Origin of the sequence: Streptomyces viridifaciens, from assembly GCF_001888885.2 — a bacterium.
GTDB classification, from domain to species: domain Bacteria; phylum Actinomycetota; class Actinomycetes; order Streptomycetales; family Streptomycetaceae; genus Kitasatospora; species Kitasatospora aureofaciens.
Map to the genome: position 1 here is coordinate 5,479,098 of NZ_CP090841.1, position 20,434 is coordinate 5,499,531.

At 72.3% G+C, this 20,434-nt stretch carries 18 protein-coding genes; 14 read left to right on the forward strand and 4 right to left on the reverse strand.

Going from position 1 to position 20,434, the window contains the following annotated elements; all coding sequences use genetic code 11:
- Positions 1 to 109: 109 nt before the first annotated feature.
- Positions 110 to 1,372, reverse strand: coding sequence for an MFS transporter (locus tag BOQ63_RS31675; RefSeq protein ID WP_079183837.1), 1,263 nt, complete (start codon positions 1,370 to 1,372; stop codon positions 110 to 112).
- A 153-nt stretch (positions 1,373 to 1,525) separates the two neighbouring features.
- On the opposite strand from BOQ63_RS31675, the gene BOQ63_RS31680 reads away from it, so the two are divergent.
- Positions 1,526 to 1,909, forward strand: coding sequence for an ArsR/SmtB family transcription factor (locus tag BOQ63_RS31680; RefSeq protein ID WP_223886090.1), 384 nt, complete (start codon positions 1,526 to 1,528; stop codon positions 1,907 to 1,909).
- A 65-nt stretch (positions 1,910 to 1,974) separates the two neighbouring features.
- The gene (locus BOQ63_RS31685) at positions 1,975 to 2,571 is read left to right on the forward strand and encodes a dienelactone hydrolase family protein (protein ID WP_318299385.1); all 597 of its coding nucleotides are present in this window, start codon (positions 1,975 to 1,977) and stop codon (positions 2,569 to 2,571) included.
- Positions 2,572 to 2,614: 43 nt separating this feature from the next.
- On the opposite strand, the gene BOQ63_RS31690 is transcribed toward BOQ63_RS31685, so the two are convergent.
- Entirely contained in the window at positions 2,615 to 3,061 is a 447-nt protein-coding gene (locus tag BOQ63_RS31690) for an Lrp/AsnC family transcriptional regulator (RefSeq protein ID WP_030280390.1), read from the reverse strand.
- Positions 3,062 to 3,154: 93 nt separating this feature from the next.
- Between BOQ63_RS31690 and BOQ63_RS31695 the strand changes: the two genes are divergently transcribed.
- Genes BOQ63_RS31695 through BOQ63_RS31705 form a run of 3 tightly spaced genes read left to right on the forward strand, consistent with a single transcriptional unit; the run spans position 3,155 to position 5,352 of the window.
- Positions 3,155 to 3,970 carry an LLM class flavin-dependent oxidoreductase gene (locus BOQ63_RS31695; protein WP_030280392.1) on the forward strand — a complete coding sequence of 272 codons (816 nt, stop codon included), beginning with the start codon at positions 3,155 to 3,157 and terminating at the stop codon, positions 3,968 to 3,970.
- Positions 3,967 to 4,404 (forward strand): nucleoside deaminase, encoded by a 438-nt coding sequence (locus BOQ63_RS31700; protein ID WP_030280394.1) that lies wholly within the window; start codon positions 3,967 to 3,969, stop codon positions 4,402 to 4,404. Before BOQ63_RS31695 ends, BOQ63_RS31700 begins: the two co-directional genes overlap by 4 nt.
- A gap of 54 nt (positions 4,405 to 4,458) precedes the next feature.
- Positions 4,459 to 5,352, forward strand: a complete 894-nt coding sequence (locus BOQ63_RS31705) for a DUF2268 domain-containing putative Zn-dependent protease (protein ID WP_072655351.1) — start codon at positions 4,459 to 4,461, stop codon at positions 5,350 to 5,352.
- A 139-nt stretch (positions 5,353 to 5,491) separates the two neighbouring features.
- Here BOQ63_RS31705 and BOQ63_RS31710 read toward each other — a convergent pair whose 3' ends face one another.
- Complete coding sequence (locus tag BOQ63_RS31710) at positions 5,492 to 7,588, reverse strand: transglycosylase domain-containing protein (RefSeq protein WP_223886091.1); 2,097 nt, start codon at positions 7,586 to 7,588, stop codon at positions 5,492 to 5,494.
- A gap of 461 nt (positions 7,589 to 8,049) precedes the next feature.
- Between BOQ63_RS31710 and BOQ63_RS31715 the strand changes: the two genes are divergently transcribed.
- From BOQ63_RS31715 to dnaE, 3 genes are all read left to right on the forward strand, one after another.
- Positions 8,050 to 8,436: a VOC family protein gene (locus BOQ63_RS31715; protein ID WP_030280400.1), complete on the forward strand. Its 387-nt coding sequence runs from the start codon at positions 8,050 to 8,052 to the stop codon at positions 8,434 to 8,436.
- Positions 8,437 to 8,523: 87 nt separating this feature from the next.
- Entirely contained in the window at positions 8,524 to 9,381 is an 858-nt protein-coding gene (locus BOQ63_RS31720) for a hypothetical protein (RefSeq protein ID WP_072655353.1), read from the forward strand.
- 138 nt (positions 9,382 to 9,519) lie between these two features.
- Positions 9,520 to 13,053, forward strand: a complete 3,534-nt coding sequence (gene dnaE, locus BOQ63_RS31725; protein ID WP_030280404.1) for a DNA polymerase III subunit alpha — start codon at positions 9,520 to 9,522, stop codon at positions 13,051 to 13,053.
- A gap of 55 nt (positions 13,054 to 13,108) precedes the next feature.
- Here dnaE and BOQ63_RS31730 read toward each other — a convergent pair whose 3' ends face one another.
- Positions 13,109 to 13,996 carry a LysR family transcriptional regulator gene (locus BOQ63_RS31730; RefSeq protein ID WP_030280407.1) on the reverse strand — a complete coding sequence of 296 codons (888 nt, stop codon included), beginning with the start codon at positions 13,994 to 13,996 and terminating at the stop codon, positions 13,109 to 13,111.
- A 72-nt stretch (positions 13,997 to 14,068) separates the two neighbouring features.
- On the opposite strand from BOQ63_RS31730, the gene BOQ63_RS31735 reads away from it, so the two are divergent.
- The 6 genes from BOQ63_RS31735 to BOQ63_RS31760 all read left to right on the forward strand — a co-directional run bounded on the left by BOQ63_RS31735 (position 14,069) and on the right by BOQ63_RS31760 (position 20,418).
- Positions 14,069 to 14,956 (forward strand): dihydrodipicolinate synthase family protein, encoded by an 888-nt coding sequence (locus BOQ63_RS31735; RefSeq protein WP_030280409.1) that lies wholly within the window; start codon positions 14,069 to 14,071, stop codon positions 14,954 to 14,956.
- A 112-nt stretch (positions 14,957 to 15,068) separates the two neighbouring features.
- Positions 15,069 to 16,097 carry an aspartate-semialdehyde dehydrogenase gene (locus tag BOQ63_RS31740; RefSeq protein WP_030280411.1) on the forward strand — a complete coding sequence of 343 codons (1,029 nt, stop codon included), beginning with the start codon at positions 15,069 to 15,071 and terminating at the stop codon, positions 16,095 to 16,097.
- 267 nt (positions 16,098 to 16,364) lie between these two features.
- Positions 16,365 to 17,666, forward strand: coding sequence for an NYN domain-containing protein (locus tag BOQ63_RS31745; RefSeq protein WP_030280413.1), 1,302 nt, complete (start codon positions 16,365 to 16,367; stop codon positions 17,664 to 17,666).
- A 90-nt stretch (positions 17,667 to 17,756) separates the two neighbouring features.
- A complete protein-coding gene (locus BOQ63_RS31750) occupies positions 17,757 to 18,755 on the forward strand; it encodes an ABC transporter ATP-binding protein (RefSeq protein WP_046386933.1) in 999 nt (332 codons plus the stop codon).
- Positions 18,752 to 19,561: an ABC transporter permease gene (locus tag BOQ63_RS31755; RefSeq protein ID WP_150476193.1), complete on the forward strand. Its 810-nt coding sequence runs from the start codon at positions 18,752 to 18,754 to the stop codon at positions 19,559 to 19,561. Before BOQ63_RS31750 ends, BOQ63_RS31755 begins: the two co-directional genes overlap by 4 nt.
- A gap of 77 nt (positions 19,562 to 19,638) precedes the next feature.
- The gene (locus BOQ63_RS31760) at positions 19,639 to 20,418 is read left to right on the forward strand and encodes a hypothetical protein (protein ID WP_191093604.1); all 780 of its coding nucleotides are present in this window, start codon (positions 19,639 to 19,641) and stop codon (positions 20,416 to 20,418) included.
- Positions 20,419 to 20,434: the final 16 nt, after the last annotated feature.

Sequence of the window (20,434 nt, forward strand, 5' to 3'; positions counted from 1 at the left end):
AGTTTGAATGTCCCTGCTGATGGTTCTGGCATAGGGGGACAAAAAACATACCTATAGGAATCTTGCGAACAGGTGAGCGACGCGGCGGTCCGGGTCTGCGGGCGGCCCGTCAGACGGGGTCCGTCACCGTGCGCCCGGTGGCGAGGACCACCAGGCCGCCGAGGGTGGCGAGGCCCAGCAGGACGGCGGCGAAGACGGTGGCGCCGCTGGTCAGGCCCACCGCGTCGCTGAGGTAGCCGGCCGAGACCGGCAGCAGTCCGGCCGGGACGTAACCGCCCACGTTGAACGCGGCGTTGGCCTCGGCGAGGCGCTGCGGCGGGATGCCGGCGTTGAGCAGCGACAGGCCGCCGAGCTGGTCCATGCCCTGGCCCGCCCCGGCCAGCAGCGCGGCGAGGACGAGCACTGCCACCGCCTCGGTGTGCACGGCCACGGCCAGGGTGACCATGCTCAGCGCGGTGGCCGCTGCGCCGGCGGTCAGGACGGTGCGGCGGCGCAGCCTCTGGACGGCGAACTGCACTCCGGTGGCGGCGAGGAACATCGCGAAGGCCATGGCGCCGGCGACGATCCGGTTGGTGGTGCCGAGCAGACCGGACAGCAGCGAGGGGCCGAGCGAGAGCACGAACGAGGTGGCGGTGATGCCGGGCGCGAACACCGCGATGCCGAGGGCGAGTTGACGGCCGTTGCCGCGCGGGACGCCGGGCACCCGTATCCAGGCGCCCCGGCCGCCGCCCTCGGGCCGGCGCACCGGCATCCGCAGCACGACCAGCACCGCCCCGGCCAGGACCGCGGCCTCGACGACGAAGACGGTGGTGGTCGGCGCGGGCGCCAGCTCGGAGAGCACTCCGGCCAGCAGCGGGCCCAGGCCGGCGCCGAAGACCATCGCACAGGAGGCCAGCAGGGCGGCGGTCCGCTTGCGCTCGGGCCCGGCGACGTCGGTGACCGCGGCCATCCCGGCCGAGACCACGGCGCCGACCGCGATGCCGGTGAACAGCCGCGCCACGATCAGTGCGGCGACGCTGGTGGCGGTCCCGAAGATCAGGCAGGCGGTGAGGCCGAGCGCCAGGGCGGGCAGCAGGACGGGCTTGCGGCCGACCCGGTCGGAGGCCACTCCGGAGACCAGCAGTGAGCCGATCAGGCCGACGATGTAGAAGGCGAACACCACGGTCAGGGTGCCCTTGGAGAAGCCGATGTCGTGCTGCCACAGCACGTACAGAGGGGTGGCGGCGTTGGAGAGCACGAACACGGCGGTGACCGGGTAGGCGGCCAGCCAGATCCACCACAGGGGTGCGGATGCGGTGGGGGGTGCGGGTGCGGTGGGGGCCGGCCGGTGCGGTTCCGTCGGCCGGTCGGGGGTGGTCCGGGTCGCGGGCATGACTGTTCCCTCCCGAGGTGCGCTGCTGGTCCGCAGCAGTACGAGTTGAGTCGAACTTAGCATGCAGTACGATTTGAGTCGTACTGATTGCTGATGCCGAGTCACGGCGCCGCACGCGCCGACGAAGCCTTGGGAACGTGAGGAGTCGAGGAGTTGACCAGGCCCGTGACCACGGCCGGTGCACCCGCCGTCAAGGTGCTCCCCGAGCCGGCCGACCTGCCGGCGCCGCTGCCCGAGCCGGGCATCGACGAACTGCGGCTGGAGACCGTCCTCGGAGCGCTCAGCGACCCGCTGCGGCTGACCATCGTCCGGAAGCTGCTGCTGGAGTCCGAGGACTTCGACCACTCCTGCGGGTGGTTCGGGCTCGACCGGCCCAAGTCCTCGCTCACCCACCACTTCAGGGCGTTGCGCGAGGCCGGGATCACCCGGCAGCGCCAGTACGGGCTGGAGCGGCGCAGCCACGTACGGGTCGAGGACCTCGACGCCCGCTTCCCCGGGCTGCTCGACCTGGTGGCCGCCTGGACCCCGCAGGGCTGACGCGCCGCCTCGGGCGTGGTACCGGGGTGCGGTGCGGGATCATGGGTGGGTATCCCTGACCTCGTTTGCCGAAGGACCCGACCGTGGCCCAGATCGTCCTCTTCCACTCCTCGCACGGCCTGAACCCGGCCGTGCGCGGCGCCGCCGACCGGCTGCGCGCCGCTGGGCACACCGTGCACACGCCGGACCTGTTCGAGGGGCGCACCTTCGACGACTCCGAGGCCTCCCGGACCTACCAGGAGGAGGTCGGCGGCGGGGACGAGCTGCTCCGGCGCGCGGTGACCGCCTCCGCCCCGCTGTCCGAGGGCGGGCTGGTGTACGCCGGGATCGGGCTCGGCGGCGCGATCGCGCAGAACCTGGCGCTGGCGGACGAGAAGGCGCGCGGACTGCTGCTCCTGCACGGCACCTCGGACCTGCGTGAGGACGCGGTGACCGGCGTCCCGGTGCAGCTGCACATGGCGGAGCCGGACCCGCACGAGCCGGAGGACTGGCTGAACGCCTGGTACCTGCGGATGCGGCGGGCGGGCGCGGAGGTCGAGGTGCACCGCTACCAGGGCGCCGGGCACCTGTTCACCGACCCGGACCTGGACGACTACGACGCGGAGGCGGCGGAGCGGGCCTGGGCGGCGGCGCTGGACTTCCTCGTGGACCTGGAGGAGTAGCGGCCCGCCGGCTCCCGCCGCGGCCCCGGAGGGAATGGGCGGTCTACGGCCGGACCGGGCCGCGGCGGGGGAGGGTCTGGCTGTAGACGACGCTGGTGGTGGTGGAGCCGAAGCCGGCGAGGGAGTCCACCAGGGTCTCCAGGTGCTCCATGGAGGTCGCGGCGATCTTGAGGGTGTAGCAGTCGTCGCCGGTGGTGCGCAGGCACTCCAGGATCTCGCGGCGCCGGGCGAGCAGCTCGTGCAGCGGCTGGTGGCGGTTGCCCGGGTACTTCAGCCGGACGACGGCGAGCACCGGGTAGCCGACCTTGGCCAGGTCGACGGTGGCGTGGTAGCCGGTGATGACGCCCAGCGACTCCAGGTTCCGCACCCGCTCGGTGGTGGCGGACGCGCTCAGGTTGACGCGTCGGCCCAGCTCGCTGAGGGAGATCCGGCCCTCCTGCTGGAGCTGTTCGATGATCGCCCAGTCGGTCTCGTCGAGATTCGCGGCCATCCGGCGATATTACCGGGACATTCGCGGCGGGAAGCCGTCTCTGCCGGGAGGATCGGGTTCCCCGCGCGATGTGCCCGGGAATAGCCTCGTGGCATGCAACTTGGCGTCAACGTACCGAACTTCGGGCCCGGAACCGACCCCGGACTGTTGCGCGACTGGGCGCGGGTCGTCGAGGGGCTCGGGTTCGACCTGGTGATGGTGTCCGACCACGTCGCCGTGACGGCGGACGTGGCCGAGCGCTACCCGGAACCCTTCTACGACCCCTTCGCGACGCTGTCCTGGCTGGCCGGAGTGACCGACGGACGGCTGCGGCTGGGCACGACCGTCCTGGTGCTGCCGTACCGCAACCCGCTGCTGGTGGCGCGGATGTCCAGCAGCCTGCACCGGCTCAGCGGCGGCCAGTTCGTGCTCGGCGTCGGCCTCGGCTGGGCGCGGCAGGAGTTCGAGGCGCTCGGGGTGCCGTTCGGCGCGCGGGGCCGGCTGACGGACGAGTACCTGTGGGCCGTGCGGGAGTCCTGGGTGAAGCAGGGCGACGGCGCCGCCGCTCCCGTGTGGGTCGGGGGCCACAGCGAGGCGGCGATCCGACGGGCGGCGGAGCTCGGCGACGCCTGGCACCCGCTGCGGCTGCCCGTGGAGCGGATGCGGTCGGTGCTGGAGCGGCACGAGCTGCCCGGCTTCGCGCCGCGGGTCGCCCTGCGGCTGACGGACGAACCGGTGCCCGGCCCGGACCGGCCCGCCGGGGTCGGCGACCTGGAACAGGTGGTGGCCGACTTGCGGGAACTGCAAGGACTCGGGGCCGAGGCCGTGGTGCTGGACCCGTACCACGGCGACCCGGAGGAGACCCGGCGGCCCGAGACCGCCTGGCGGGCGCTGACGGCGGTGTCCGAGGCGTGGAGGAGGAGTTCGTGATCACGACGGCTGACGAGGCGCTGCTGCGGCGCGCGATCGGGATCGCCGCGAGGGCCGTGGAACTCGGGGACGCGCCGTACGGCTCGCTGCTGGCCGGACCGGACGGGACGGTGCTGGCCGAGGCGCACAACACCGTCCGGCGGGACGACGACATCACGGCGCACCCGGAACTCAAGCTCGCCCGCTGGGCCGCCCGGGTGCTCGACGAGGAGGCGGCCGCGCGTGCCACCCTGTACACCAGCTGCCAGCCGTGCGGCATGTGCGCGGGGGCACTGGTCCGCTCGGGCATCGGGCGGGTCGTGTACGCGCTGGCGACCGAGCAACTGGTCGAGCTCAACCCGGCCTCGGGGGCCTGGCCGGTGGTGGCGCACGACGGGCCGGCGCTGTTCGACGAGGCGCGGGGGCCGATCGAGGCGTACTACCGGGAGGGCTGAACGCGGGGGCGGGAGTTGACCCTCACGTGACGTGAGGTCCTACGGTCTCGGGGCATGGAGATCGTGGTTCATGACACGGCGAGCGCGATGCTCGAACTGCTGCGGCGACCGGTCGGCGAGCGGGCCGGCGCATTGCGGGAGATGTACCGGCCGCTGGAGGGCGCGATGTCCCGGGTGATGGGGCCGGTGGATCTGGTGGGGCTGCACCAGGCGATGGGGAGCGGGTTCCGGCTCGACCGGGACGACGAGCGGTACCTGCCCGCGGTGCGGCGGATGCGGGAGGAGGGGGTGTGGAGCAGGGTCGAGGAGTCGGTCCGGGCCGCGTGGCAGCGGATCGACGCCGCGGTGCCGGGTGTGCGGCACGCCGAGACGGTGCACGTGGTGCTGGTGCTCGGCAACCCGGACGACGAGCACCTGACCGTCCGCAGCGGCGGCTACTTCGGGATGGGCGGGATCCCCGGGGCGATCCAGCTGGTGATATGGCCGACCGAGACGAGCCTGGCGAAGATCGGTCACGCCGCGGCGCACGAGGTCCACCACAACGTCCGGTACGCCAACGTGGTGTGGGACCCGGCGACGGTCACCGTCGGCGAGCAGGTCGTGGCGGAGGGCCTGGCCGAGGCCTTCGTACGGGAGTTGGCGGGGGAGGACGCCCTGGGCCCGTGGTCGACGGCGCTCACCGGCCCCGAGTTGGACGGCGCGTACGAGCGGATCACGGCCGCGATCGACGTGACGGGGATGGGGAACCTGCCGCCGTACGTCTTCGGGGACGCGACCGCGCTGCGGCTGGGGCACGAGCCGGTCGGGCTGCCGGACTTCGCCGGGTACGGTGCCGGGCTGCGGATCGCCGACGCGCACCTGGCGGCCTCGGGGCTGTCCGCCGCGCAGAGCGTGGCGCTGCCGGTGGGCGAGGTACTGGCCAACGCGGGGGTGCGGACCGGGGCGTGAGGGGGGAGACGGGTCGGTCGGCGGGGCGCGCGAGGGGACGCCCCGGCGGCTGCGCCGCCCTGGTCCCGGATGCTTCACCGGTGCTCCACCCCGCCGAGCCGGTGCTCGGCGGGGTGAAGTGCCGTGGGGGTGGGGCCGGTCAGTGCTGGGAGCCGGAGGGGGTGGTGCTCGGGGCGTCGGTGCTTCCGGTGGGGCTTCCGGTGGTGCTCGGGTCGGGCTTGGTGACCGGGTCGGGGATGTCGGCCATCGGCAGGGACTGCTTGGGCGTGCCGCGCAGGGCGTCGTTCATGGCGACCCGCCAGATCGGGCCGGGGCCGTCGGCGCCGAACACCTCGGTGTGGTAGTCCCCGTTGATGGTGATGTCGCGCATCTCGACGCCGCCCGCCGGGCCGCCGAGCCAGACGGCGGTGGCCAGCTGCGGGGTGTAGCCGTCGAACCAGGCGGCCCTCTTGTGGTCGGAGGTGCCGGTCTTGCCCGCGATCTGCCGGTTGTCCTCCAGGTGGAGCTCCGAGCCGGTGCCGCCGTCCTTGGTCACGCCGTTCAGGACGGTGTTCATCTCCTGTGCCGTCGTCTCGGAGAAGGCCCGCTCGCAGTGGCCGGCCGGGACGGGGACGTCCTTGCCGTCCACGGTGGTGATCTTGGTGATGGCGATCGGGTCGCAGTGGGTGCCTTCGGCGGCGAAGGTGGCGTACACGCCCGCCATGGTCAGCGGGCTCATCTCCTCCACGCCCAGGGCCATCGCGGGGACCTCCTCCAGTGGCTTGCCGCTGGCCTTGGCGGTGATGCCGAGCTTGTTGGCCATCTGCTTGACCGCGCAGAGGCCGATCTCCTGCTCCATCAGCACGAAGTAGGTGTTGACCGACCGGGCCATCGCCTCCTTCAGCTGGTACGTGCCCTTCTCGCTCGCGGACTCGTTGGGCACCACTGTCCTGGGCCTGGTCTCGTTGCGCCAAGTCCCCTCGCAGGTCTTCATGGTCGGGTACTCGATCTTGTTCGGGGTCGTGTACTCCTGGACCGGCGGCAGTCCCGCCTCCAGCGCCGCGGCCGCGACGACCGGCTTGAACGTGGAGCCGGGCTGGAAGCCGTTGCCGCCGCCCATCGCGGCGTCGACGTTGAGGTTGACGACGGTCTGGTTCTTGGTCGTGTCCAGGCCGTACGGGCGGGTCTGGGCCATGGCGAGGATCTTGCCGGTGCCCGGCTCGACCATGCTGGCGGCGGCGGAGACGGTGTCGGTGACGGCCACCTTGCTGCTCACCGCGTTCTGGGCGGCGGCCTGCTTGTCCGGGTCGAGGGTGGTGTGGATGTTCAGGCCGCCGGTGTCCCAGAGCTTCTTGCGGTCCTCGGCGCTCTTGCCGAAGGCCGGGTCCTGCTTGACGACGTTGCGGACGTAGTCGCAGAAGAAGCCCATGCCTGCCTTGGCGGTGATGCAACCGTTGTGCGGCTCCTTGTACTTGAGGCCCAGTGGGGCGGCCTTGGCCTCCTTCGCCTGGCCGGCGGTGATGTGCCTGTTCTCCAGCATCTTGTCGATGACGGTGTCCCGGCGCTTCTGCGCGGCCTGAGGGTGCAGCTTCGGGTCGTACTGCGACGGGTTCTGGACGAGGCCGGCGAGGGTGGCGGCCTCGGCGATGGTCAGGTCCTTGTTGTCCTTGCTGAAGTAGCGCTGGGAGGCGGCCTCCACGCCGTAGGCGCCGTTCCCGTAGTACGTGATGTTGAGGTAGTTGGTGAGGATCTGGTCCTTGGGCAGGTCCTCCTCCAGCTTGATCGCGATCTTGAGCTCCTGGATCTTGCGGCCCAGGGTCTTGCGCTGGGCCTCCAGGACGGCGCCCTTGTTGTCGCCGGCCTTCTCCACGTTGACGTTCTTCACGTACTGCTGGGTGAGGGTGGAGGCGCCCTGGGAGGCGGTGCCGCTCTCCGCGTTCTTGCTCAGTGCGCGGAGGACGCCCTTGAGGTCGACGGCGCCGTGCTCGTAGAAGCGGGCGTCCTCGATGTCGACCTGGGCCTGGCGCATGTACGGCGACATCTGGTCGGGGGGCAGGACGGTGCGGTCGCGCTCGTAGACCTTCGCGATCAGGCCGCCCTTGGCGTCGAAGATCTGGGTGGCCTGGGTGAGCGGCGGGGTCTTGAAGTCGTCGGGAATGTCGTCGAAGCCCTCCGCCGTGCTCTTGGCGGTCAGTCCGATGCCACCGGCGACCGGTAGGGCGAGGCCCGCCAGCAGCACGCCTGACACGACGCTCACCCCTACGAAGGTCGCACCGGAGCGGGCCAGCCGGAGCGGCGTCCTGCGGGGCGGGCGGGGGTCGGCGGCGTGGTCGTCGGAGGAATTCCGTATCGGAGAGGGATTCGATTCCATTCCGGAATGCTAACTCCCGGTCCTTGTGGGGCGAACGATTTTCCGGGGGCAAGTGTCACGGGTTTGCAACAGGGGTGGAATTCGGCTTCGAGGAAATTGTCCGTGTGCGAACTCAATGAATGCGGAAGAATTCGGAGCTCTGCTGAATGCGCACTCGCTGAGGCCCCCTGGAGTGCGTCGCCCCTCCCCCTTCCGTGGTCCGTCATCACTTTGATGCGGTGAGTGGGGCGAAACGTTGCACCCATCCGCGCGGCGGCGTGTCCATCGGGCCGGCGGGGTGCCCGGAAAGCCCTGGCCTGGGGGCAATTGGAATGCGGGGACGTGGGATTGCTGGTTGGGTGCAGCGCATGAGCGACGAGAGCGGGGCGCCCGCGCGGTTCAAGGATCTGGCACTGGACGCACGGGACCACGAGGGGTTGGCGGACTGGTGGTGCGCGGCGATCGGGTACGTGCGCAGGCAGTCGATCGACGGGGTGGAACTGCCGGACGGATGGGGTGTTCCGATCGTGGATCCGGGCGGGAATGGACCGCTGATCTGGATCAATCCGGTGGCGGAGGCGAAAACGGTCAAGAACCGGATGCACCTGGACGTGTGGGGTGATGCGGCCCGATTGGTGACGCTCGGGGCGACGGTGGTGCGGGGGCCCAGCGGTGAGGTGCACTGGCATGTGCTGGCGGATCCCGAGGGGAACGAGTTCTGCGTGTTCGCTCCACGGGACGGCGAGGTCGGCTGACCGGGGCCGTACAGGAAGTCGGGCGGGCCGACTTCCTGTGCGGCGGCCTTTTGTCGCCGGCGAAGGGGGCTGGGGCACGATGGGGGCGTGGCAGAGCGGAGATACGAGTACGCGCCGGCGGGGACGCTGCCGGGGTTGTTGCAGCGGGGGCGGGGCCTGGGTGCGCTGATGGCGGCGGAGGATCCGGGGGCGGCTGCGGAGCTGGTGTACGGGTGCATCCGGTGGGAGTGGTGCTGGGATCCGCGCGTCGACGAGCGGGGGCGCTACCTCGCGCGGTTGATCCGGGATCTGGAGTTGCCGCTCGGGCCGGTGGTCGAGGTGTTGTCCGGGGCCGAAGAGGCCCGTGCGCGGGCTGTCCGGGTTCTGGGGCTGCTGGCGCTCGGCGGCTCGGCGGAGGCCCGGGAGGCGCTGGGAGCCCGCGGGGCGCTGGGGGCGCTGGGGGCGTCCGCGTCCGCGTGGCGGGAGCGCGCAGGGGCTGGGGCGGGTTCGGCGGTGGGGCACGGTGAGGAGCGGGACGTTCCGGCCCTCGTCGCCGAGTTGGAGCGGGCCTGGGTGGATCGTGCCTGGTGCGGTCCGATGCGCCTGGCACGCGGGCTGGCACGGTTCGGTCCCGAGGCGGCGGACGCCGTGTCGCTGCTGCGCCGGTTCTGGCTGCAGACGCCGCACTCGTCCGAGCGGGCCGCGTACCTGGAAGCGCTGGCGGCCCTGGGCTCGGCCGGGATGGCGGAGGCGTACACCGAGTCGCTCTGGGACTGCGAGGCGGACGCGCGCCTGCTGGGGGCGGAACACGCCCCGGACACGCCACAGGTGCGGGCCCGGCTGGCGTTCCTCCGGGACGACCCGATCGAGGAACCGGAGGTCAGTAACACGGCCGGAGCGCGGCTGGCCGGGCTCGCTCCGGCCGGAGGGTTGCGGGGGTGCGTCTCCCCGGGAGGGGCGGGCTAGAGTGGACGCGTGAACGTGTGAGTGATGGTCCGGACCCCGAGAGGTGTTCCGGGCCACCGCCATTTCCAGGGGAAACTCCTGTGACCTGCACGTTCGCCGGCCCACCAGATCAGCACCAGAGCCTCCGGAGGCCCCGCCTTGAGCGACCAGCCGTTCGCGCACCTGCACGTCCACACCGAGTACTCGATGCTGGACGGTGCCGCCCGGCTGAAGCAGATGTTCAAGGAGGTCGAGCGGCTGGGGCAGACCCATGTCGCGATGACCGACCACGGGAACATGTACGGCGCCGCCGAGTTCCACAAGCAGGCGACCGACGCGGGGATCACTCCGGTGATCGGCATCGAGGCGTACGTCGCGCCCGAGTCCCGGTCGAACACCAAGCGCGTCCTGTGGGGCCAGCCGCACCAGAAGAAGGACGACGTCTCGGCGTCCGGCGCGTACACCCACAAGACCATCTGGGCCCGGAACAAGGAGGGCCTGCACAACCTCTTCAAGCTGACCTCGCGCTCGTACGCCGAGGGCTGGCTGGTGAAGTGGCCCCGGATGGACAAGGAGCTGATCTCCGAACTGTCCGGCGGGCTGATGGCCACCACCGGCTGCCCCTCCGGTGAGGTGCAGACCCGGCTGCGGCTCGGGCAGTTCGACGAGGCCGTGAAGGCCGCCGCCGACTACCAGGACATCTTCGGCAAGGAGAACTACTTCCTGGAGCTCATGGACCACGGCCTGGAGATCGAGAAGCGGGTCCGCGACGGGCTGCTGGAGATCAGCAGGAAGCTGAACATCCCCCCGGTGGTCACCAACGACTCGCACTACACCACCGAGGCCGACGCCGCTGCCCACGACCTGCTGCTCTGCGTGCAGACCGGCAAGAACCTCTCGGACCCGGACCGCTTCCGCTTCGACGGGACCGGCTACTACATCAAGTCCGCCGCCGAGATGTACGCGCTGGACTCCTCGGACGCCTGGCAGGAGGGCTGCCGCAACAGCCAGCTGCTGGTCGCCTCCCGGGTCGACACCGAGGGCATGTTCAAGTTCAAGAACCTGATGCCCCGCTTCCCGATCCCGGAGGGCTTCGAGTCCGAGGCGGAGTTCTTCCGGTCCAAGGTCTGGGAGGGCATGGACTGGCGCTTCCCGAACGGGTACGACGAGGAGCACAGGAAGCTCGCCGAGTACGAGATGGACACCATCATCCAGATGGGGTTCCCGGCGTACTTCCTCGTGGTCGCGGACTTCATCATGTGGGCCAAGAGCCAGGGCATCGCGGTGGGCCCGGGCCGTGGTTCGGCGGCCGGTTCGCTGGTCGCGTACGCGATGGGCATCACCGACCTCGACCCCATCCCGCACGGCCTGATCTTCGAGCGCTTCCTCAACCCCGAGCGCATCTCCATGCCCGACGTCGACATCGACTTCGACGAGCGCCGGCGCGGTGACGTGATCCGCTACGTGACGGAGAAGTGGGGGTCCGACAAGGTCGCCATGATCGTCACGTACGGCACCATCAAGGCGAAGGCCGCCATCAAGGACTCCTCCCGGGTCCTCGGCTACCCCTACGCGATGGGCGACCGGATCACCAAGGCGATGCCGCCGGACGTCATGGGCAAGGGCATCCCGCTGTCCGGCATCACCGACCCGACGCACCCCCGCTACAGCGAGGCGGGCGAGATCCGGGGGCTGTACGAGAACGACCCGGACGTGCGGAAGGTCATCGACACCGCACGCGGCATCGAGGGCCTGATCCGTCAGCCCGGCGTGCACGCGGCCGGCGTGATCATGTCCGCGGAGCCGCTGACCGACCACATCCCGGTCTGGACCCGGCACACCGACGGCGTCACCATCACGCAGTTCGACTACCCCACCTGTGAGGGCCTCGGCCTTCTGAAGATGGACTTCCTCGGCCTGCGCAACCTGACGATCATGGACGACGCCGTCAAGGCGATCGAGAAGAACAAGGGCATCAAGATCAACCTTCTTGAGCTGCCCCTCGACGACAAGCCCACCTACGAACTCCTCGCCCGCGGCGACACGCTGGGCGTCTTCCAGCTCGACGGCGGGCCGATGCGCTCGCTGCTGCGGCTGATGAAGCCCGACAACTTCGAGGACATCTCGGCCGTCCTCGCGCTGTACCGCCCGGGCCCGATGGGCGTCAACTCCCACACGAACTACGCGCTGCGCAAGAACGGCCAGCAGGAGATCACCCCGATCCACCCGGAGCTGGAGAAGCCCCTGGAGGAGGTGCTCCGGCCCACCTACGGCCTGATCGTCTACCAGGAGCAGGTGCAGAAGGCCGCGCAGATCCTGGCCGGCTACTCGCTCGGCCAGGCCGACCTGCTGCGCCGCGCGATGGGCAAGAAGAAGAAGGAGATCCTGGAGGCGGAGTTCGTCCCCTTCCAGAAGGGCTGCCGCGAGCGCGGCTACTCCGACGCGGCCATCCAGGCGGTGTGGGACGTCCTGGTCCCCTTCTCCGGCTACGCGTTCAACAAGGCGCACACCGCCGGGTACGGGCTGGTCTCGTACTGGACGGCGTACCTCAAGGCCAACTACCCGGCCGAGTACATGTCCGGCCTGCTCACCTCCGTCAAGGACGACAAGGACAAGTCGGCGGTCTACCTCAACGAGTGCCGCAAGATGGGCATCCAGGTGCTGCCGCCGGACGTCAACGAGTCGGACTCCGACTTCACGCCGCACGGCAGCGACACCGTCCGGTTCGGCCTGACCGCCATCCGCAACGTCGGCGGGCCGGTGGTCGAGTCGATGATCCGCACCCGGAAGGCCAAGGGGAAGTTCAGCTCCTTCCCGGACTTCCTGGAGAAGGTGGAGTCGGTGGTCTGCAACAAGCGGACCGTCGAATCGCTGATCAAGGCCGGGGCGTTCGACTCGCTCGGGCACACCCGCAAGGGCCTGAGCGCGCAGTTCGAGCCGATGATCGACAACGTCGTCGGGGTCAAGCGCAAGGAGGCCGAGGGGCAGTTCGACCTCTTCGGCGGCGACGCCACCTCGGACGAGCCCGGCTTCGGGCTGGACGTCGTCTTCTCCGAGGAGGAGTGGGACAAGTCCTTCCTGCTCACCCAGGAGCGGGAGATGCTCGGCCTGTACGTCTCCTCGCACCCGCTGCACGGCATCGAGCACGTGCTCGCCGACAAGTCGGACTGCGCGGTCGCCGACCTCGCCGAGCGGCCGGACGGCTCGATCGTCACCATCGGCGGCATCATCTCGGGCCTCCAGCGGAAGATGACCAAGCAGGGCAACGCCTGGGCGATCGCCACCGTCGAGGACCTGGCGGGCTCCATCGACTGCATGTTCTTCCCGGCCAGCTACCAGCTGGTCTCCTCCCAACTGGTCGAGGACGCCGTGGTGTTCGTGCGCGGCAAGCTCGACAAGCGGGAGGACGTGCCGCGGCTGATGGGCATGGAGCTGTCCGTCCCGGACCTGTCGAACGCCCACGCCGAGGCGCCGATCACCATCAACATCCCGAGCGGGAAGGTCACCCCGCCGCTGATCGCCCGGCTCAGCGAGGTGCTGACCCACCACAAGGGCACCACCGAGGTGCGGGTACGGCTGGAGGGCCGCGCCAAGACGACGGTGCTCCGGCTGGACCGGCACCGGGTGAAGTCGGACCCGGCCCTGTTCGGCGACCTGAAGCAGCTGCTCGGGCCGAGCTGCCTGGCCGGCTAGCCGGAGCGCGGGAGGCCCGGGGTGGCCGTGCCGGCGCCCCGGGCCTCGTGCGTTCTCAGGCGCCGCTGCCGAGCCCCGGCGGGACGGCCGTGTGCAGGGCGGAGACGAAGGCGGAGATGGCCGGGTGGGAGCCCGCCCCGGCCCGGAAGGCGGCGCGGGTGCGGCGGTACATCGGCAGGCGGGTGAGGACGACGCCGGGCGGGGGCTGGGCGGTGCCGAGGTGGGGGACCAGGGCGACGCCCTGACCGGCGGCGACCAGGGCGAGCACGGTGGTGAAGTCGTCGATCTGGTGCCGGATCCGGGGAGCGAAGCCCGCAGCCTCGCAGGCCCGGACGGCCATGGTGTGGCAGAGGGTGCCGGGCGGGGACAGGATCCACGGCGCCCCGCGCTGCTCGGCGACCGTCCCCGGCGCACGGGCGGCCAGGTACATCGGCTCGGTGAAGACCGGGCGGGTCACCGCGAGGCCCGGTTCCGGGTCGGCCGGGACGAGGTCGTACTCGTGGACCAGTGCCACGTCCAGTTCCCCCGCGCGCAGCGCCGCCCCGACGGCCGCCGGGTCCACCTCGGTGACCATCGGCTCCAGCCCAGGGTGCCAGGCGGCCAGGCCGCCGAGCACCGCCGGGATGATCGCGCGGGCCGCCGAGGGGTAGGTGCCGATCCGCAGCGGTCCGGCCAACCCCCGCTTGGCGTGGGCGAGTTCCGCGCCCGCCTGCTCCAGCAGGGCGAGCACGGACTCGGCGTGGCGGACCAGGCCCCGTCCGGCCGGGGTGAGGGCGACCCGCCGCCCGGTCCGCTCGAGCAGCGGGACGCCGGCCTCCTTCTCCAGGACGGACAGCTGCTGGGACACCGCCGAAGGACTGAAGGACAGCGCCTCGGCGACGGCCGCGATGGTGCCGAGGTGGGCGAGTTCGCGCAGCAGGCGCAGGCGTCGGACGTCGAGCATCGGTTCAGCTTACGAGAAGCGTCGGAAATGTGAACTGGACCTGGGTGATCGGCGGGCCGCAGGATCATGGGCATGGAACTCAAGGGCATCCACATCCCGCTGATCACCCCCTTCGCCGCCGACGGCAGCGTCGCCCTCGACGCGCTGGAGAAGCTCGCGCACGAGGTCCTGGACGCCGGGGCGGCCGGCCTGGTCGCGCTCGGCACCACCGGCGAGCCCGCCGCGCTGACCGCCGAGGAGCGGGACGCGGTGGTGGACGTCGCCGCGGCCGTCTGCGCCGGCCGCGGGGCGCAGCTGACGGTGGGCGCCTCCGGCGGAGACACCCGGGCCGTCGGCGAGGCGCTGGCCGCGCTCGGCGCGCGGGTGCCGCGGGCGGCGGCGCTGGTCACCACGCCGGCCTTCGTCCGGGCGGGGGAGGCCGGGACGGTCGCCCACTTCAGGGCGCTGGCCGCGAGCAGCCCGCTGCCGCTGGTCGTCTACCACATCCCGTACCGCACCGGGCAGCAGCTCTCCACCGCCGCGATGCGCGAACTGGCCGCGATCGACGGCGTGGTGGGCGTCAAGTACGCGACCGGCGGACTGGACCGGTCGGCCGTCGAACTGCTCGCCGACACCCCGGCCGGGTTCGCGCTGATGACCGGCGAGGACGCGTTCCTGGCGCCGATGCTGGCGCTCGGCGCGGCGGGCGGCATCCTGGCCTCCGCGCACCTGGCGACCCGCCGGTTCGTCGAGCTGTACGAGGCCTGGCAGGCCGGGGATGTCGAGCGGGCCCGGGCGCTCGGGCACCGGCTGACCGCGCTCGCGCTGTCCGCGTTCACGGCGCCCAACCCGACGGTGACCAAGGGCGTGCTGCACGCCCAGGGGCGGATCCCCACCCCGAACGTACGGCTGCCGCTGCTTCCGGCGGGGGAGACGGAGGTGGCAGCCGCGCTCGCCCTCGCAAGTGGTCTGGACCAGTAGCGGCGTCCGGAGTCCCTCTCACACCCTGGAACACCAGCTCGTACGGCGCCCGTGACAAGGCATGATGGGCAGTGTGCGGCTGTAGACAGCACCATTCAGAGGAGTAGTCGGAATGAAGATCGGCATTGTCGGGGCCACCGGCCAGGTCGGCGGCGTGGTCCGCGAGATCCTGGCCGAGCGCAACTTTCCGGTGGCGCAGCTGCGGCTGTTCGCCTCGGCCCGTTCGGCCGGGCGCACGCTGCCCTGGCAGGGCACCGAGATCACCGTCGAGGACGCGGCCACGGCCGACTACACCGGCCTGGACATCGTGATCTTCTCGGCCGGCGGCTCCACCTCCAAGGCCCTGGCCCCCAAGGTCGCCGCGGCCGGTGCCGTCGTCATCGACAACTCCTCCGCCTGGCGCCGCGACCCCGAGGTCCCGCTGGTCGTCTCCGAGGTCAACCCGGAGGCCGTCGCGGACCGCCCCAAGGGCATCATCGCCAACCCCAACTGCACCACCATGGCCGCCATGCCCGTGCTGCGCCCGCTGCACGAGGAGGCGGGGCTCGCCGCCCTGGTCGTCTCCACCTACCAGGCCGTCTCCGGCAGCGGCGTGGCCGGGGTGGCCGAGCTGCAGGACCAGGCCGCCAAGGTCGTGGACGGCGCCTCCGCGCTCGCTCACGACGGCTCCGCCGTCGAGTTCCCCGAGCCCAGGGTCTACCGGCGCCCGATCGCCTTCAACGTGGTGCCGCTGGCCGGCGCCATCGTCGAGGACGGCTCCAACGAGACCGACGAGGAGCAGAAGCTGCGCCACGAGAGCCGCAAGATCCTCGGGATCCCCGCGCTCAAGGTCGCCGGCACCTGCGTGCGCGTCCCGGTCTTCTCCGGCCACTCGCTGCAGATCAACGCCCGCTTCGAGCGCCCGATCAGTCCCGAGCGGGCCGTCGAGCTGCTCACCGGCGCCCCCGGCGTCGAGCTGTCCGACATCCCCACCCCGCTGCAGGCGGCCGGCCGGGACCCGAGCTACGTCGGCCGCATCCGGGCCGACGAGACCGTGGAGAACGGCCTGTCGCTGTTCGTCTCCAACGACAACCTGCGCAAGGGCGCCGCCCTCAACGCCGTCCAGCTGGCCGAGCTGGTGGCGAAGGAGCTCAAGGGCTGACGAGGGCCGACCCGGGACCCTGGTCCGCCACGCGTGACGTTTGGCGGGCCCCGTCGTTGAACGGGGCCCGCCTTCGTGTTTCTTTGCGACTCGTTGGGGCGGCTGTTGCGGGACCGGGACATCCCCCGAGGTTCGGCGCTCGAACCGTGGGGAAAAGGTGACCCAACGATCGGGCGGTCACGGGGGCCCCTCACCCCACACGTTCGGACGACGGGCGGACCGCCCACCCAGACCGACCTTCGAGGGCGAGCGAAAAGAGGTGCGCAGATGGACCGCTGTGTCGTCCTGGTGGATGCCGGATACCTGTTGGGCGCCGCTGCCAGTCTGCTCGCCGGTGACCCCTCCCGCTCCAAGGTCACCGTCAACCACACCGCGCTGATCAGCGCCCTGCGGGAACGCGCCGAGGCCGAGACCGGATTGCCCCTGCTGCGGATCTACTGGTTCGACGCGGCCCCCGACCGCCGCCCGATGCCCGAACACCGACGGCTGCGCGTGCTGCCCCGGGTCACCGTACGGCTGGGCGCCCTCACCCGGGCCGAGGGGCGCTGGGTGCAGAAGGGCGTGGACGCCGCGATGCACGCCGAACTCTCCGAACTCGCCCGCAACCGGGCCTGCGCCGACGTCGTGCTGATCACCGGCGACGGCGACCTGCTGCCCGGGATGATGACCGCCAAGGAACACGGCGTGGCCGTGCACCTGTGGGCGCTGCAGGCCGCCGACGGCGACTTCAACCAGTCCGAGGACCTGGTCGGCGAGGCCGACGAACGGCGGGTGCTGGACCGCGAGTGGATCGAGGCGTCCTTCTCGCTGCGCGACCACTCCACCGTGTTCCCCGCCCCCGGAACGGGCGGCGCCCGGCAGGAGATCGCCAAGATCCTCGCCGCCCCGCCCGCCTCCCTCCCCAGCGTGGTGCCCCCGGTCGTCCGGCCGGCCGCCGCGGCGGCGCCCGAGGAGCCCGCCGCCAACGGGCGGCCGCAGCCGGCCGCGGCGCTGCGGGTGGTGCCCACCCCGAAGGACCTCGCCGGGCGGGTCTCGGCCGTCACCCCGATCAACCCGGCGGCGGGCCTGCCGGTCAACGGCCAGGCCAACGGGCACGCGGCCGGGCACGCGGCGGTCGGACAGCCGGCCAACGGGCACGCCGCGGGCGGGCCGGTGCTGCGCTGGTCCTCCGACCGGGGCTGGGTCGACCGGCCCGCGCCCGAGCCCTCCGTCACCGCCGGCGACGGCCTGCCGACGCTGGCCCAGCTGACCACCGCCGAACAGCGCTGGGCCGACCGGGAGGAGGACATCACCACCATCGGCGGTGACGCCCACGAGGTCGGCCAGGTCTTCGCCCGGCGCTGGAGCGACCGGCTCGGCGACCCCGAACGGCTCACCGTGCTCTGGCCCGACTACCCCCGCATCCCGCACCGGGTCGACGGAGAGCTGCTGCGCTACGCGGCCCGCTTCGGTCTGCTCGCGCACAAGGACGACCAGATCGACGAACACGACCGCTACGCCATCCGGGCGGGCTTCTGGAAGGAACTCGCACTCCGGGTGCCGGGCGGGTCGATGGTGGTGGACGACTGACCACCGTCGGCGCCGCACCGCTCGGTCAGGGGGCCGGTGATCAGCCCCCGTTGTCCGGTTCCCCCGTGTGAGCGCGTAAAGTCTCCGGTCGTGAACGAGACGGCCGGGAGGGCACCCCACGACACCCCGCCGTGCGTCGCCGTACGCGAGCTGGTCAGGACCTACCGCAGCGGGCGCGGCGCCGCCGCCACCGTGATCCGGGCCAACGACGGGATCAGTCTGACCGTCCGGCAGGGCGAGATCTTCGGGCTGCTCGGGCCGAACGGCGCCGGGAAGTCCACCCTGGTCCGCCAGCTCACCGGCCTGCTGCGGCCGGACTCCGGCACGGTCGAACTGCTCGGGCACGACATCGTCCGCCACCCGGAGCGGGCCGCCCGGCTGCTCGGCTACCTCGGGCAGGAATCCACCGCCCTGGACGAGCTGACCGTCGCCCTGGCCGCCGAGACCACCGGGCGACTGCGCGGGCTCAGCCGGTCCGCGGCCCGGGCCGCCGCGGCGGACGTCCTCACCGAACTCGGGCTGGAGGCGATCGCCGCGCGGCCGCTCGCCAAGCTCTCCGGCGGACAGCGGCGGCTCGCCTGCTTCGCCGCCGCCCTGGTCGGGGACCGGCCGCTGCTCGTCCTGGACGAACCGACCACCGGCATGGACCCGGTGGCCCGGCGGGCCGTCTGGTCGGCCGTCGACCGGCGGCGGGCCGAGCACGGCACGACGGTACTGCTGGTCACCCACAACGTGATCGAGGCCGAGACCGTGCTCGACCGGGTCGCCGTGGTGGACGAGGGCCGGGTCATCGCCTGCGACACGCCCGGCGGCCTCAAGGCGCTGGTCGACGGCGACGTCCGGCTGGACCTGGTGTGGCGGGACGAGGCGCCGATCGGCGTGCCCGCCGTCGCCGAGCTGGCCGACCGGGCCGAGCGCACCGGGCGCCGCTGGACCGTCCGCACCACCCCGGAGCAGGCCCGCGAACTGGTCGCCGCCGTCACCACCGGCCCGGCCTTCGCCGCCCTCGACGACTTCACCCTCGCCACCCCGAGCCTTGAGGACGCCTACCTCAAGCTGGGCGGCCGCCACGGAGGACTGGCCAAGTGACGCTGCTCTCTGTGCCCCCGCAGGCCCGCCGGTCCGCCGTCTCCCCGGCGCCGCTCGCCCCCGCGGCGCGGCTGCTGCCCGCGCTCGCCGCCGTGTACCGGGCGCAGTTCGCCCGTGCCAAGGTGGCGCGCATCCCGCTGCTGTTCGTGGCGACCTTCCAGTCCGTCGGCATCCTGGTCATGATGCGGGGCGTCGTGGACGCCGGGCAGACCTCGGCCGCGCGGTCCGTGGTCGCCGGGTCCAGCGTGCTGGTGGTGGCCTTCGTCGCACTGAACCTGCTGGCGCAGTACTTCGGGAAGCTGCGGGCCACCGGGGGCCTCGACCACTACGCGACCCTGCCGGTGCCCGCCGCCTCGGTGGTGCTCGGCGCGGCCGCCGCGTACGCCTCCTTCACCCTGCCCGGGACGCTCGTCACGGCCGGCATCGGCGCGGTGATGTTCGGGCTGCCGCTCGGCCAGCTGTGGGTGCTGCTCGCCGTCGTACCGCTGGCCGGGGCCGCGCTGTCCGGGCTCGGCGCCGCCTGCGGGCTGCTGGCGCCGCGGCAGGAGATCGCGACCATGCTCGGGCAGCTCGGCATGTCGGCGGCCCTGCTGCTCGGCGTCCTGCCCGTCGACCACCTGCCGCAGCCGGTGGTGTGGCTGCGCGACCTGCTGCCCTCGACGTACGGCGTCGAGGCCTTCGCCCGGACCTTCGCGCCGCGCCCGGACTGGGGGATGGTGCTCGCCGACCTCGGGGTCTGCGCGGCGGTCGGCGTGGCGTCGCTGGCCCTGGCCACCTGGGCCTACCGGCGGGCCGTCGCCCGGTAGGGCGTGCCCGGGGGCCCGCCCGGCGGCCGCTCGGGTGGGTGGGCCGTTCGGACGGCCGTCGTGAAACGATGGGGCGCGTGACCGTACCGAACACACCTCCGGAACCCGCCCGCGCCGACGCGGCGGCCGAGCCGGGCGCCGCACCCGACCCGTTCGCACCGCCGCCGGTCTCCGACGGGGAACCGCCCGCCGGCCTGCCGGCCGCCCCGCCCGCCGCGCAGCACCCGCTGCCGGCCGAGCTGCGGATCGGCTCCGGGGTCGTGCTCGCCTGCCTGCTGCTCGGACTGGTGATGGCCGGGCTGTGGGCCTGGCTCGCGCCCAAGGTGCCGCTGGTCGTGGACGGGGACCGGATCCTCTACGTCGACCCCGAGGGCGAACAGCGGGCCGGCGCCGACGCCGTGTTCGTGCTGATCGGGCTGGGCGCGGGCATCCTCACGGCGCTCGGCGCCTTCCTGCTGACCCGCAAGCGCGGCGGCGGGATCTCGGTCGCGCTGGGGCTGGCGATCGGCGGACTGCTCGGCTCGATCGGCGCCTGGAAGCTCGGGCGGTGGCTCGGGCCCAGCGACAACCTGATCGCGGAGGCCCGGCGGGTCGGCAACGGCGGGCACTTCGACGCCGGCATCGACCTGGGGGCGCTGGGAGCGCTGCTGGTGTGGCCGATGGCGGCGATGGTGGTGCTGCTCGCGCTGTCGGCGGCGTTCGGGAAGCGGGAGGAGGACCCGCCGCCGTACTGGGGGGTGCCGGCGGGGACGTACGGGCCTCCTGCGGAGGGGGCTCCGGCTCCGGGTCTGGATCCCGCTACAGGTCCGGCTCCGGTGGACGTGCGGCCGGGGGCGGAGGAGCAGGGCAAGGGCTGAGTCGGGCGGTAGCGCG

What these genes read in the sequence shown, in the direction of transcription:
- BOQ63_RS31675 (WP_079183837.1), bottom strand. Translation starts at nt 1,372, where the DNA reads ATGCCCGCGACCCGGACCACCCCCGACCGGCCGACGGAACCGCACCGG.
- BOQ63_RS31690 (WP_030280390.1), bottom strand. Translation starts at nt 3,061, where the DNA reads ATGGCCGCGAATCTCGACGAGACCGACTGGGCGATCATCGAACAGCTC.
- BOQ63_RS31695 (WP_030280392.1), top strand. Translation starts at nt 3,155, where the DNA reads ATGCAACTTGGCGTCAACGTACCGAACTTCGGGCCCGGAACCGACCCC.
- BOQ63_RS31705 (WP_072655351.1), top strand. Translation starts at nt 4,459, where the DNA reads ATGGAGATCGTGGTTCATGACACGGCGAGCGCGATGCTCGAACTGCTG.
- BOQ63_RS31715 (WP_030280400.1), top strand. Translation starts at nt 8,050, where the DNA reads ATGAGCGACGAGAGCGGGGCGCCCGCGCGGTTCAAGGATCTGGCACTG.
- BOQ63_RS31730 (WP_030280407.1), bottom strand. Translation starts at nt 13,996, where the DNA reads ATGCTCGACGTCCGACGCCTGCGCCTGCTGCGCGAACTCGCCCACCTC.
- BOQ63_RS31735 (WP_030280409.1), top strand. Translation starts at nt 14,069, where the DNA reads ATGGAACTCAAGGGCATCCACATCCCGCTGATCACCCCCTTCGCCGCC.
- BOQ63_RS31740 (WP_030280411.1), top strand. Translation starts at nt 15,069, where the DNA reads ATGAAGATCGGCATTGTCGGGGCCACCGGCCAGGTCGGCGGCGTGGTC.
- BOQ63_RS31745 (WP_030280413.1), top strand. Translation starts at nt 16,365, where the DNA reads ATGGACCGCTGTGTCGTCCTGGTGGATGCCGGATACCTGTTGGGCGCC.